Source organism: Streptomyces sp. NPDC059852 (genome assembly GCF_042731455.1).
Classification (GTDB): Bacteria; Actinomycetota; Actinomycetes; order Streptomycetales; family Streptomycetaceae; genus Streptomyces.
On record NZ_JBHWJK010000010.1, the window covers coordinates 84424 to 97795 of the forward strand.

At 75.4% G+C, this 13372-nt stretch carries 9 protein-coding genes; 6 read left to right on the forward strand and 3 right to left on the reverse strand.

The features are described 5' to 3' along the window. Positions 1-11 precede the first annotated feature (11 nt). Together ACFV46_RS15490 and ACFV46_RS15495 are read right to left on the reverse strand one after the other, a co-directional pair. Complete coding sequence (locus ACFV46_RS15490; protein WP_385498623.1) at positions 12-779, reverse strand: glycosyltransferase family 2 protein; 768 nt, start codon at positions 777-779, stop codon at positions 12-14. A gap of 231 nt (positions 780-1010) precedes the next feature. Continuing rightward, positions 1011-5039 (reverse strand): NACHT and WD repeat domain-containing protein, encoded by a 4029-nt coding sequence (locus ACFV46_RS15495; protein ID WP_385498533.1) that lies wholly within the window; start codon positions 5037-5039, stop codon positions 1011-1013. 504 nt (positions 5040-5543) lie between these two features. On the opposite strand from ACFV46_RS15495, the gene ACFV46_RS15500 reads away from it, so the two are divergent. The 3 genes from ACFV46_RS15500 (at position 5544) to ACFV46_RS15510 (ending at position 8991) form a co-directional block, all read left to right on the forward strand. Further along, on the forward strand, positions 5544-8162 hold the full coding sequence (locus tag ACFV46_RS15500) for a LuxR C-terminal-related transcriptional regulator (protein WP_385498535.1): 2619 nt from the start codon (positions 5544-5546) through the stop codon (positions 8160-8162). After that, a complete protein-coding gene (locus ACFV46_RS15505) occupies positions 8159-8689 on the forward strand; it encodes a hypothetical protein (RefSeq protein WP_385498537.1) in 531 nt (176 codons plus the stop codon). The genes ACFV46_RS15500 and ACFV46_RS15505 overlap by 4 nt, the downstream gene beginning before the upstream one ends. Positions 8690-8793: 104 nt before the next feature. Beyond that, positions 8794-8991, forward strand: a complete 198-nt coding sequence (locus tag ACFV46_RS15510; RefSeq protein WP_151785136.1) for a hypothetical protein — start codon at positions 8794-8796, stop codon at positions 8989-8991. A gap of 72 nt (positions 8992-9063) precedes the next feature. Here the strand turns inward: ACFV46_RS15510 and ACFV46_RS15515 are convergent, their stop codons facing one another. Then, the gene (locus ACFV46_RS15515) at positions 9064-10473 is read right to left on the reverse strand and encodes a DUF2252 domain-containing protein (RefSeq protein WP_385498539.1); all 1410 of its coding nucleotides are present in this window, start codon (positions 10471-10473) and stop codon (positions 9064-9066) included. Positions 10474-10711: 238 nt separating this feature from the next. On the opposite strand from ACFV46_RS15515, the gene ACFV46_RS15520 reads away from it, so the two are divergent. The 3 genes from ACFV46_RS15520 (at position 10712) to ACFV46_RS15530 (ending at position 13319) form a co-directional block, all read left to right on the forward strand. After that, positions 10712-11377: a DUF308 domain-containing protein gene (locus ACFV46_RS15520; protein WP_385498540.1), complete on the forward strand. Its 666-nt coding sequence runs from the start codon at positions 10712-10714 to the stop codon at positions 11375-11377. 18 nt (positions 11378-11395) lie between these two features. Next, a complete protein-coding gene (locus ACFV46_RS15525) occupies positions 11396-12769 on the forward strand; it encodes a hypothetical protein (RefSeq protein WP_385498542.1) in 1374 nt (457 codons plus the stop codon). 79 nt (positions 12770-12848) lie between these two features. Then, entirely contained in the window at positions 12849-13319 is a 471-nt protein-coding gene (locus ACFV46_RS15530) for an SHOCT domain-containing protein (protein WP_361924110.1), read from the forward strand. Positions 13320-13372: the final 53 nt, after the last annotated feature.

A 13372-nucleotide genomic window follows, 5' to 3' on the forward strand; every position in this document is an offset into this window, starting at 1 on the left:
GGACCGGACGCTCAGCCCGGCGCCGTGACGGGCGGGTACGTCCAACCGAACGAGCCGAGCGCGCGGGCCCTGGCCTCCACCACCGCCATCCGCGCGGCCCGTTCGGCGGGGTCCACATGGGCGGCCTGCCCCGTGGCCTGCCCGTCCCACTTGCGGTAGAGCAGCCCCACCCGGGCCGAGAACCAGCCGCGGCTGACCGCGTTGAGCGCGAGCAGCAGCCCGGTGTCCTCCGAGGCGGGCAACGCCATCCAGCCGCCGAGCGCGAGCAGCAGGTCCCGGCGGACGCACAGGGTCGCCGGGTGGACCGGGGCGAGCCAGCCGTTCGCCCGCCAGGGGCCGAGGAGGGCGCCCGGCTCTATCGGGCCGTCGTCCGGGTCGCCGGGGAACGCGGCCGTCGAGCCGTCCGGCAGCAGGTCGAGCACCCGGGACGTCGTCCAGCCGACGGACGGGTGGTCCTCGAGGACGGCCAGGTCACGGGCGAGGGCGCCCGGGGTGAGCTGGTCGTCGGCGTCGAGGATCTTCGCGTAGGCGCCCTCGGTGTGCGCGAGGGCGAGCGTACGGGCCACGCCCGGCCCGCCGGGCCGCCCCTGACGGAACGTCACCCTCGGGTCGTCGGGGATGTACGGGCGGACGGCGCCGCCGCGGCCGTCCTCCTGTATCACCCAGTGCCACTCCCAGCCGGGCGGTAACTCCTGGGCGCACAGCGACGCGTGGGCCTGCGGGAGGAAGGCCGCCGAGGGGCCGTGGACAGCGGTCACGACGACGACCCGCCGGAGCACGGTGTCCCTCACCACCCTTCCACGGACATGCGAAGGCCCGACCGCTGGCGACGGGGGATGCACCAGCGATCGGGCTGTGGCCAACAGTAACAAGGCCGCGAGCCTCGTGGGGGCCGACGGATCGGCTGCGGTGAGGCGTTGTGATCGGGATCACGGAAATCGCTGTCCCGCCGGGCTCCGGCATACCACTTGCGTCCCCGCTCCCTCACGCTGCGCACCGGTCGCACCGCTTCAGTCGGAGCACGGCGGCTCGTACGACAGCCGGGGCAGGTACTCGCGCCACCGCTCCCGGGTCAGCACGCCCTGGGTCGTCGAGCAGACCCGGCGGATCGCCTGGCCGACGTCCAGGTTCCACAGCCGTACGGTGTCGGTGCCGCTGGAGACGCCGAGCATGCGGCTCGCGGGGCGGAACGCCAGGAAGTTGCCCGTCCTCGCGTTGGGGCTCATCGCCTGCCCGACCGCCGAGGCGTGCTCCGGGTCCCCGACGTCCCACATCCGCACCGTGTTGTCGTTGCCGCCGCTGGCGAGGGTGCGGCCGTCCGGGCCGAACGTCAGGGAGACGACCGCCTCGGTGTGGCCGGTGAGCGGAGGGCCCTGCGCCCGTGCCCGGGCCGGGTCGGTGACGTCCCACAAGCGGACCAGGTCGTCGTCGCCGGCGCTGGCCAGCGTGCGCCCGTCCGGGGCGTAGGCCAGGGAGTTGACCGGTCCGCCGTGCCCGGTCAGCGGGCCGCCGAGCGCCGCCGCCCGGCCGGGCCTGGCCATGTCCCACAGCCGGACCGTGGCGTCCGCGCTGCCGCTGGCCAGGGTGCGCCCGTCCGGGCTGAAGGCGAGCGAGTTGATGTAGCCGCCGTGCCCGGTCAGCGGCTTGCCCAGCGGGACCGCGTGCGCGGGATCGCGTACGTCCCACAGCCGGATCGTGCGGTCGTCGTACGCGGTGGCCAGCGTGTGCCCGTCCGGGCTGTACGCGAGCGCGTCCGGGCCCATGAACCGGGTGCGCAACGGCAGCGGCGGGCCCAGCGGGGACGGACGGGCGGGGTCGTGGACGTCGAACAGATGGACAGCGCTGCTGCCGGTCAGCACCGCGAGGGTGTGCCCGTCCGGGGAGAACACCAGCGAGCGCTGTCCGCCGTCGCCGGGCAGAAAGGGCTTGTTCAGCAGCGCGGGCCGGTCGGGCCGGGACACGTCCCACAGGCGCACGCTGCCGTCCCGCGCGGCCGTCGCCAGCACCTTGCCGTCGGGCCGGAACGCGCCGGTGCGGCCGGTCATGTCGGACGTCGGGACGGACCACAGCCGGACCTTGCCGTCGCCGCTGCCGGTGGCGAGGGTGCGGCCGTCCGGGCTGAAGCCCAGCGCGTACATCTCCCCGCTGCCGCCCGCGAGCGGCTCGCCGACCTGAGAGGCGTCCGCCGGGTCGCTGACGTTCCACAGGCTCGCGGTGCTGTCCGCGCTGGCGACGGCGAGCATGGTGCCGGCCGGGTTGAACGCCACCGACCACACGGGCCCCAGATGCCCGGTCAGCGGGGTGCCGACCTGGTGGGCGCGGGCCCCGTCCGAGACGTCCCAGAGCCGGACGGTGTCGTCGGCGCTGCCGCTGGCCAGGGTGCGCCCGTCGGGGCTGAACGCCACCGAGTGCACCAGACCGGTGTGCCCGGTCAGCCGGGCCAGCGGCTCGGGCCGGCGCCGGTCGGTCACGTCCCACAGCCGTACGGTGTCGTCGTCGCCGCCCGCCGCCAGCGTCCCGCCGTCCGGGCTGAACGCCACCGAGCGCACGGCTGCCTCCGCGCCGGTGAGCGTGGTGAGCGGGGCCGGGTGCCCGGGGTCGGCCACGTCCCACAGGCGGACCGTGCGGTCCTCGCTGACGGAGGCCAGGGTGCGCCCGTCCGGGCTGAACGCGACCAGGTAGACGGTGCCCTCGTGCCCGGTCAGGGGCGCGCCGAGCGGCTTCGGCCGCTCCGGGTGCCGTACGTCCCACAGCCGGACGGTGCCGTCGTCGGCGGCGCTGGCGAGGGTGTGGCCGTCGGGGCTGAAGACCGCGCTGCTCACCCAGCTGCGGTGTCCGGTCAGGGGCGCGCCCAGCGGGCGGGGGCGCCGCGCGTCCGACACGTCCCACAGGCGGACGGTCCGGTCGTAGCCGGCGGTGGCCAGGACGTCGCCGTCGGGGCGGAACGAGGTGAGGTAGACCGCGCCGGAGTGGCCGCTCAGCGGGGTGGCGAGCGGCGCGTTCACGATCGAGACGAGCCGGCTGCCGGTCTCCTCGTCGTCCGGGCGCAGCCGGTGGGCCACCAGATCGAGCTGGGCGGACAGCGAGGGGTCGGTGTACTGGAAGCGGTCGGCCTCGGCGAGCACCTGCGCGAACAGGGCGTCGTCGCGCTGCTTCCACGCCACCGCCGCCGCGCCGACGGCGACCAGCGCCAGCGCGACGAGGACCGCGACCCCGCCGCGCAGGATCCACACCGTGCGCCGGCGCAGCCGGACGGAGGCGGCCAGGAACTCCACGGCACCACGGGTGAGGAAGGTGTCCCCGGCGGAGCGGGCCCACTCGTGGGCCTGCTCCAGCCGGGAGCCCCGGTACAGCAGGGAGGAGTCCCGCTCGGACTCCTCCCAGGCCCGGCCGTCCTCCTCCAGCCGCTGGCGCAGCAGATGGCCCTGCCGGTCCTCCTCGATCCAGTCCCGCAGCCGGGGCCAGGCGTGCAGCAGGGCCTCGTGGGTGATCTCCACCGTGTCCGCGTCCAGGGTCACCAGCCGGGCCCTGACCAGCGCCTCCAGCGACTCCTCCGTCTTCGCCGGGTCCGCCGCCTCGGCCGCGAGCTGGCGGCGGGTGCCGCGGCGCCGGGTCGCCTGGGTGTCCTCGCCGATCCGGACCAGGCGCAGCAGCAGCAGCCGGGCGGCGGTGCGGGCCGCCGGGTCCAGCTGGGCCCAGGCACGCTCGGCGGTGGCGGCGACGGCTCCCTGGATGCCGCCGGCGGCGCGGTATCCGGCGAGCGTGAGCCGGCCGGCCTTGCGCCGCTGCCAGGTGACGAGCATGGCGTGCGACAGCAGGGGCAGCACGCCCGCGTCATGGGCGCCGCGCGGGCCGTCCGCGCCCACCTCCCGGGCGATCAGCTCGGCGAGCCCCGGTTCCAGCTCCAGGCCGACGGCCTTGGCGGGACCGGTGACGGCCTCCCGCAGTTCGGTGGTGGTGAGCGGGCCGAGGACCATGTGCCGGTGCTGGAGGGCGTCGGCCAGCTCGGGGTGGACCAGGCACTGCTCGTAGAAGTCGGCGCGGATGCCGAGGACGACCAGGGCGGGAGCGGGGGCGCCGGGCCGGGGCGGGGCGCAGGCCGCGTGCAGGACGCGGACGAAGGCGCGGCGGTCGGCCTCGTCGGCACAGAGAGTGAAGGTTTCTTCGAACTGATCGACGATCAGTACGGGTGGTGCGGGCGCCACGTCGGAGGGCGACCCGGGCGGGCCGGTGGCCGAGGTCTCGCGCCGGGCCCAGGCGAGGACGGCCCTGTGCACGTCCCGTACGAGGCCCGCGTCGCCGTCGTCCGCGCCGTCCGGTCCGCGCGCGGTGGACGCGGACGCCACCACGTCCGTCAGCTCCGGCACCCGTCGGACCAGCTCGCCCAGCGGATCGGCGCCCGGCACCAGCTGGAGCACGGCGCTCGCCCGGGGCGCCCCGGCACCACGCAGCGCGCCCTCCCGTACGGCCGGCACCAGACCGGCGTTGAGCAGGGAGGACTTCCCGGCGCCCGAGGCACCGACCAGCATCACCAGGCCGCCGGTGCGCTCCGCCGCGCGGAGCCGGGCGACCAGCGTGTCCGTGCTGCGCTCCCGGCCGAAGAACCAGCGGGCGTCCTCCTGCCGGTAGGAGGCCAGCCCCCGGTACGGGCACACCCCGCCGGACACCGCCGCCTGGGCGGGCTGCTCCGGCTCCTGCCCCTGGCCGGAGGTGGCCCGCTCCCACAGCTGCTGCCACTGCACCAGGTCGTACAGACCGGCCGACACGGGCGACGGCCGCAGCCGCCGGGCCTGGGGGACGAGGACGTGCAGGACGGCCGAGAGCGCGGCGAACTGCGCCGGTACGTTCCTGGCGCGCCGCCAGTCGCTGATCCGCTGGGCGGACACCCGCACGGGGCGTCCCCGCTCGTCCACCCGCTGCAGCCGGACGACCGCCTCGGCCACGCTCTTCAGGGGTGGGTTCCCGGCCTCCTTGTAGAGCAGCGCGAGCCGTTCCGCGAAGGCCGCGCGCGCCGCCGACTCGGAACTCAAGACCGTCACTCCCTCACTCGCGCGCCATCTGGTCTTCCGGACCGGAAAACTCACCTTATACGCCTGACCTGCGAGGAAGACCCGCTCCGGAGACCGGAACCTCCTCGCGGGCACCCTCCGACTGGCAGGATCACGACGCAAGTGCGGGAGCCGCCGCGCGCCGCCGAGGCGGGCTCACCAGCCACAGAGCCCGAAGCCGCCTCACCCGGCGCCGCACGTTCTCGGACAGCTTTCCCACCTCGCCGTCCGCGGGAGTCGCGAGCGCGCCGCGCCGCCGTCCTCCCGCCCGCCCCGCCCGGAACCCGCCCCGGTCCCGTGAGTCCTGAGACAGGTCGTGAGGACCGGCCCCCGCGCCGCCGTCCGGCACCGGTCCCCACGAGGGGAGGGACCGGTGCCGGACGACGCGGTCACCGCCTGCGACGGCGGGTGCCCCGCCCCTGGCGCGCGTGAACCCCCGAAAGCTGTGATGGTGGTGGGGGAGGGGACGACAGGCCGGTCTCGTGCTGCAAGGCGGTGAACGAGGTGGCAGAGAGCGACGACATACCCCCGGGACCAGGCGCGCCCCCCGCGGACCCCCTGGGCGACCCCTTTTTGCGGACCCGCTTCGCGCTGCCCGCCCGGCCGGCCACGTTTCTGCGCCGCGCCCGCCTGGTCCACCACCTCGACGAGGCCCTCGGCACCCCGCTGACCATGGTCAACGGCGCCGCCGGAGCCGGGAAGACCCTGCTGGTCGCCGACTGGGCGGCCGGCCTCGAGCACCCGGTGGTCTGGCTGAGCCTCGACCCGTCGCTGCGCGGCCCCGGGATGTTCTGGGCCCATCTGCTGCAGGCGCTGCGCACCCACGGGGTGCCGGTCGCCGACGGGGTCGGCACACCCGCCGACGCCGCAAGCGTGCACCACACGCTGCTCACCCGGCTCGCCGCCCAGCTCGGCACCGACGGCGACGAGCTCACCGTGGTGCTCGACGAGTACGACCGGATCGGCGCCCCCGAGATCGCCGAGCAGCTGGAGTTCGTCCTGCACCACGCCGGGCCCGGCCTGCACCTGGTCGTCGTCACCCGCACCGAGCCGCTGCTGCCGCTGCACCGCTACCGCGCGGCCGGCGACCTCACCGAGATCCGCAACGCCGAACTGGCCTTCACCCCCGAGGAGACGGTCGCCCTGCTGCGGCGGCACGGACTGCGCCTGTCCGTGCAGGCCGCCGCCGCCCTCGTCGAACGCACCGGGGGCTGGGCCGCCGGCCTGCGGCTGTGCGCCCTGGCCGCCCGGCAGCACCCCGACCCGGAGGCGTATCTGAAGGAGTTCGAGGCCGGGCACAGCACGGTCGCCGACTTCCTGCTCGCCGAGGTCCTCAAACGGCAGCCGCCCGCCACCCAGGACCTCCTGCTGCGCGTCAGCGTCCTGGACCGCTTCTGCGCCGACCTCGCGGGCGAGCTGACCGGACGCGGCGACGCCGAGGCGATCCTGGCCGGCCTGCACCGGGAGAACGCCTTCGTCGAAGACCTCGGGCACGGCTGGTACCGCCTGCACCCGCTGTTCCGGGAGATCCTGCGGGCGCACCTGCGCGAACGCTCCGCCGAGCTGGAACCCCGGCTGCATCTGCGGGCCGCGCGGTGGCTGGGCCGCTCCGGCCATCTGCCGGAGATGCTGACGCACGGGGCCGCGGCCGGGGAGTGGGACTTCACCGCCGGGGCCCTCGTCGACGACCTGGCCCTCGGCCAGCTCTTCACCGGGCTGAGCACCGGTCACCTCGTCGACCTGTTCTCCGGCATGGACCCGGCGGCGGACAGCCCCGCCGCCGAACTGGTCCGCGTGGCCCGGGACCTGTCCCGCGGCGACCTCGACCACGCCCTGGCCCGCCTCGGGCCCCTCCGCGAGCGGCTGGCCGCCGCCGGGCCCGGCACCGCCGCGGGCCGCCTCGGCTGCGCCCTGCTGGAGGCGCTGGCGGCCCGGGTCACGGGCTCCCCGCAGCGCGCCGAGGACGCGGTGCGCGCGGCCCGCGAACTCCAGCACGAGCTCCCCGCCGACCTGCTGGACAAGCACCCGGAACTGTCCGCGCTGCTGCTCACCCACCTCGGCTCCGCCCGGCTGTGGGCGGGCGACCTCGACGCGGCGCGATCCGCGCTCACCACCGTCGCCGGCACCACGACCGGGGCGGCCACGGCCCTGCCCCGCGCGGACGCCCTGGAACTGCTGGCGCTCATCGACCACCTCGACGGCCGGCCGGCCACGGCGGAGCGCAAGGCGTCCGCCGCCCTCGCCGAGACCGACCGCCACGGCCTGGCTGAAGGCGCCGGCACCGGACTCGGGAGCGTCGTCCTGGCCGCCGTGGCCGTCGAACGCGACGACCTCACCGAGGCGCGGGACCTGCTCGACCGGACGCCCGGCCCCGCGGTGCACGACCCGGTCACGGCGGCGGGCCGCTCGCTCGCGACGGCCCGGCTGCTGCTGGCCCGCGGCCGGGCGCGCGCCGCACTCGAGGCCGCCGACCCCGTCGTGCCGGCCGCCGTCCGCTCCCCCTGGCAGCGGCTGCACACCGCACTGGTCGCCTCGTCCGCCCACCTCGCGGAGGGACGGCCCGACCTGGCGACGAAGGTGCTGGAGCAGCTCGGCGACGACCACCCGGTCCTCACCGTCGCCACCGCCCGGGCCCGGCTCGCGGCGGGCGACCCGGACACGGCGCTCGGGCTGCTCGACCCGGCCGGGGCCGTGGGGAGCGCGGGCCCCGCCGTGCTCGTGCGCGCCACCCTGCTGCGGGCGCAGGCCGCGCACACGGCCGGGGACACCGCGACCGCCCGCCGCCTGGTCGCGCAGGCGGTCGCGGAGGCCCGGCACGAGCGGCTGCGGCGGCCCTTCCGGGAGGCCGGCCCCTGGATCGAGCCCTACCTGGCCGACGCGCGTACGAGCGGACCCGACCGGGGAGCGCTGCCGTTCCCGGTGGAGCCGCTGAGCGGGCGGGAACGGGACGTGCTGCTGCGGCTCGCCCAGATGATGTCCACCGAGGACATCGCCGCCGACCTGTACGTGTCCGTGAACACGGTCAAGACGCATCTGAAGAGCGTCTACCGCAAGCTCGCCGTCAACCGCCGCAACGACGCCGTGCGGCGGGCCCGTGAACTGGACCTGCTGTGACGGCCCGGGGTGCCACCGGGCAGCCGGCGACCGCACGGGAGCGCCGGGCGCGGCTGCGGGCGCACGCCGACTACACCGGCGGCGTCTACGGCTCCATGCTGGCCGCGTCGGTGGTGATCGGCGCCGGCGCCCTGGGCACCTACCACCGCACCGAGCTCGTGGTGCTGCTGCTCCTGACCGGCCTCGTCTTCTGGGCCGCGCACGTGCACGCCCAGCTGTTCGGCGCGCGGCTCGCCGACCGGCCGTGGAGCCGCGGGACCGTCTGGCAGGTGTGCCGCGAGGAGTGGCCGATCGTCAAGGCCGCCCTTCCCCCGGCCGTGGCCGTGGCGGTCAGCCCCCTGCTCGGCCTGGACCTCGCCGGCACCGCGTGGCTGGCCCTCGCGGTCGCCGTCGCGGGGCAGGTGGGCTGGTCGGTGGCGGCGGCGGCACGGGCCGGCGCGACCCGGCGGCTGATCGCCCTGAGCGCCGCCGTCAACCTGCTGTTCGGTCTCGTGATCGTCGTGTTCAAGATCGTGGTGTCGCACTGAGCCGCCCGCGCGGCCCCCGGCTCACCTGTGCCGGGTGAGGTGGGGGCGGCGGCCGGGCGCGACGATGGCAGGACTGCCATCGGCTGTCGGCGGGAGAGCAGCACATGCGCTACGAGATCCGCGTCGAGGGGCACATGTCGGAGACGCTGGCCGGACTCTTCCCGGAACTGGACCACGTGGTGATGTCCGGCCAGACCGTGCTGTTCGGGCCGATCGTCGACGACGCGCACCTGTACGGCCTCCTGGCCCGCTGCCAGTCGCTGGGCCTGCGCGTGGTGGAGATGCGGCAACTGCCCGAGTGAGCGCCGCGCCCCGCCGTCCCCCCTGGGGCGCCGCGCCCTGCCGTCCCCCACGGCGTCTCCCGGACGGCCCCCTCAGATGTCCCGCGCCTCGACCCGGCCGCTCGCCACCGCCGTGCCCAGCGCCTCGAAGTCCCGATCGTTCTGCTCGGCGTAGGCCCGCGCGAACTCCGTCAGGGCGCGGTCGAAGCGGTCGCCGCCCCCCAGGTAGGCCGCGATGGCCACCGGGTCGCCGGAGCGGGCGTGCGCCCGGGCCAGGCTTCCGCCGCACACCTGCCCGAACAGGCACAGCGTCGCCGGGTCCCAGAGCTCCGGCCGGGCGATGCCCTTCCAGTCCCGCAGCTGACGCACGTAGAAGTCCCGGCCGCGCCCGTCGAGGCCGCTGACGACATGGGTCCAGCCCAGGAAGATGTCGCTGGTCGTCTGGATCAGCCGCTGGCCCGTCACCACCCGGCGGCCCTGGTTGTCGAAGCGTTCCCCGCCGGTGTGCGCGGCCAGCACGGACTCCTGCGCCTCCTTGGCCTGGAGCAGCAGCGGATCGTCGTCGTCGCGGCCGAGCATCAGGACGATCCAGCAGCGCGTGCCGACGCTGCCGACACCCACCACCTTGCGGGCGACGTCCACCATCCGGTAGTGCCGCAGCAGATGCCGGCGCTCCGACGACAGCGACTTCGTGTAGCCCTCCACGACCGCCTGGAGCTCCTTCTCCTGCTGGTCCGTGGACGCCTCGCTCGGCAGGTCCCGCAGCGGGGTGATCAGCGGCGGGTCCGGCGCGATCAGCCGGCCCACGGCGGTGCGCCGGGTCAGCTTCGCGTACGCCTGCATATGGGTGCGGGTACGGGCCTTCGCGGTCGCCTCGGCGGTGCGGCGCCGGGTCTGCTTGCTCATCACGGACGCCAGCAGCGCGCGCATCCGGTCGACGTCGTCCTGCGCGTACCAGATGTCCAGGGTCCGCATCCCGGCGAACTCCCGCATCCGCGCCCGGTACCCGCCCACACACGCGCGGACCGCCTCGGCCTGCTCCCGCTCGTCGAACCCGTTCGCGCGGGCGGCGATCACGAAGCTGGCCGCGAGCCGCTTGACGTCCCACTCGAAGGGCCCGGCCAGGGTCTCGTCGAAGTCGTTGATGTCGAAGACCAGATGCCGCTCGGGCGAGGCCAGCAGACGGAAGTTCAGCAGATGGGCGTCCCCGCACAGCTGCGCGGTCAGCCCGCTGTGCGGGTGCCGCCCGAGATCCATGGCCATGATGGCCGCGGCGCCCCGGTAGAACCGGAACGGCGACTCCAGCATCCGGGCGTAGCGGATCGGCACCAACTCCCGCACCCGGGTGGACGACTGATCCTCGATCACGTCGATCGGGTCGGTGCGGCCGTCGGCGTCGTAGCGGGCCTGGCCCGAGCGCGGTGCGCGCTTGCGGGCGCTCCTGCCGTAGGCGGCCCGCTCGGCCGGTGACAGGGAGGATGTGAACGCGCTCGGAATCGTCATGGCTCGCCCTTCCACGTCCGTGCGGCCGGAGGCGGCGGTCGCGGTGCGCGGCTCCGTCGCCCGGGGCACCGGCAGACCCTTCCACCCTCCACCCCATCCCGACGGCGCCCCGCGCGGATCACCCGTCAGGGGTGACCCGGTGGGCGGCGGGGCGGGGCACGCTGATGCGGTGAGGGGTGCCACACACCGTCCCGTCGGCGGACCCGGTGACGACGGCCGTACCACGCGAGGAGGAGCCATGACCATGTCGCGTGGCCCGGCGCCGCACACCGGATCCGATCCTCTGGCCGGCGGGACGGTCCCCACCCCCGACCAGCAGACCGAACGTCTGCTGGCGGCGCTCGGCGGCTCCTGGAAGTGGCTGCTGGCCTCGGCCGTGGCCACCCTCGTGCCCGGCGTCGTGGCGCTGGCCTGGCCGGACGCCACCCTGCACGTCCTCGCGGTGATCATCGGGCTGTACCTGCTGGTGACCGGGGCCTTCCGGTTCGTCGCCTCGTTCGCGCGGGCCCACGGCGACCGGCATCTGGAGCTGCTGTCGGCCGTGCTCTTCGTCCTGGCCGGAGTGCTGTGCCTGCGTCACCCGCTGCAGACCATCGCCGCGCTCTCCCTGATCGTCGGCGCCGTCTGGGTCGTCACCGGCATGCTGACCGCCTGGACCGCCCTCGCGCTGAAGGGGATGCCGCACCGCGGGGTCGTCCTCGGCGCCGCGGCCCTCGGCGTCGTCGCCGGCATCGTCGTCCTGGCGCTGCCCGGCGAGTCGGCCGTCGTGCTGACCCGGCTCCTCGGCCTGTGGCTCGTCCTGCTCGGCCTGGCCGAACTGGGCGTCGCCTTCGCCTGGCGCGCCGCGCTGCGCCAGGCGCTGCCCGAGGAGCCGCCGCCCCCCGGCCCACCGGCGGCCGCCTGAGCGACCGAGGAGGCGCCCATGCCCCCGGATGCGAACCCCGAGACCCCCGACCCCGGCCACCGCCCCGGCCACCGCGCCCCCGGCCCCCGGACGCTCTCCGCGGAGGAGGCCGCCACCTACGAACGCCTGCGCCACGCGTCCGCGCAACGGCACCGCAAGGCGCGCTACGCCGGGTCGTCGCTGCTGCTGCTGATCACCCTGCTGCTCGCGATACCGGCCGTGGTCGCCGCCTGGACGGCCGACACGGTCTCCGACACCGACCGGTACGTCGACACCGTCGCGCCGCTCGCCTCGGACCCGGCCGTGCAGGACGTCGTCACCGACCGGCTGACGGCCCGGGTCGTGGCCAACGTCGACGTCGACGCGGTGACGAAGGAGCTGGGCAAGGCGCTCGCCGACGCCGGCGCGCCGCCCGCCGTCGTCGACCGGACGCAGGCGCTGTCCGGGCCGCTGAAGGCCGCCGTGTCGAACGTCGTGCACGGCATCATCGACCGGGTCGTCACCAGCGGCGCCTTCGAGCAGGTGTGGGTGGACGCCAACCGGCGCGCCCACGAGGCGGTCGTCGCCGTGCTCACCGGGGACGACAGCGGGGCGGTGCGCGCCGAGGGCGACAGCATCAAGCTGGACGTCGCCCCCCTGATCGACGACGTCAAGCAGCGCCTGGTCGACCAGGGCTTCGACAAGGCGTCCGCGATCCCCGCGCCGGACGCGCAGATCACCCTCTTCCAGACCGACAAGCTGAGCGAGGCGCAGGACGCGCTGCGGCTGCTCGACGTCATGGGCGTCTGGCTGCCGGTGATCACGATCGTGCTGGCCGCGCTCACCGTGTGGACCGCGCCGGCCCACCGCATGATGCTGCTGATCACGGCCTCCGGCGTCGCCGTCATGATGATCGTGCTCCTCGTCGGACTGGCCGTGGCCCGCCGGATCTATCTGGACTCCGTGCCCACCTCGGTCCTGCCCACCGACGCCGCCGCGGCCATCTACGACACCTTCGTGCGCTTCCTGCGCGACAGCACCCGCACCCTGCTGGTCGTCGCCGTGATCACGGCCCTCGCCGCCTATCTGTTCGGCCCGAGCCGGGTCGCCCGCTGGGTGCGCGGCCAGTCGGCGCGCGGCACCGGCGCCGCCGGGCACGCGCTGCGCGACGCGGGGATGCGCACCGGCGCGGCCGGGCGCTGGCTGGACACCCACCGGTCCTGGGCCACCGGCATCGTCATCGGCGCCGGGGCACTGGCCCTGCTGCTGTGGAACCGGCCCACGGTCGGGGTGGTGGCCCTGGTCGTCGGCCTGGTGGTGGTCGTCCTCGCCCTGGTGGCCGTGGTGGCGGCGACGGCGGCCCCACGGCCGGCGGACGGACCGGCGGCGGGGGACTTCACCCGTCCAGGGTGAGGCCGTTCGACGTGAACATGCGCACGCTGAGGGCAGCGGGACCGCTGGACGGCCCCGCACGCCGCGACGGAGGAGAGCGATGACCGGTTCCACCTACCTCGCCTACGACTACCCGCTGCTCAGCATGTTCTGGACGCTCCTGTGGTTCTTCCTGTGGATCATGTGGTTCGTCCTGCTGTTCCGGATCATCGGCGACATCTTCCGGGACGACTCGCTGAGCGGCTGGGGCAAGACCGGCTGGCTGATCTTCGTGATCGTGCTGCCGTTCCTCGGTGTCTTCGTCTACCTCATCGCCCGCGGCAAGGAGATGGGGGGCCGCGAGATCGCCCACGCGCAGGCGCGGCAGCGGGCGTTCGACGACTACGTGCGCGAGCGGGCCGGCGAGTCCGGCGGCCGCAGCAGGGCGGACGAGCTGGCCAAGCTCTCCGACATGCGCAACCGCGGTGACATCGACGACGACGAGTTCCGCCGGGCCAAGGAACTCGTCCTCAGCGGCGCCGGTCCGTCGACCGGCACCTCCACCCCGCCCTCCTCGGGCTCCCGGGTCTGACCGCCCGGGTCGATCACCACGGGGACCGCCGAAGGACCCCGGGGAACAAGGAA

Bases quoted from the DNA above. Each gene is read 5' to 3' on its own strand.
- ACFV46_RS15525 (WP_385498542.1), top strand. From the start codon at position 11,396: ATGCCCCCGGATGCGAACCCCGAGACCCCCGACCCCGGCCACCGCCCC.
- ACFV46_RS15520 (WP_385498540.1), top strand. From the start codon at position 10,712: ATGACCATGTCGCGTGGCCCGGCGCCGCACACCGGATCCGATCCTCTG.
- ACFV46_RS15530 (WP_361924110.1), top strand. From the start codon at position 12,849: ATGACCGGTTCCACCTACCTCGCCTACGACTACCCGCTGCTCAGCATG.
- ACFV46_RS15515 (WP_385498539.1), bottom strand. From the start codon at position 10,473: ATGACGATTCCGAGCGCGTTCACATCCTCCCTGTCACCGGCCGAGCGG.
- ACFV46_RS15510 (WP_151785136.1), top strand. From the start codon at position 8,794: ATGCGCTACGAGATCCGCGTCGAGGGGCACATGTCGGAGACGCTGGCC.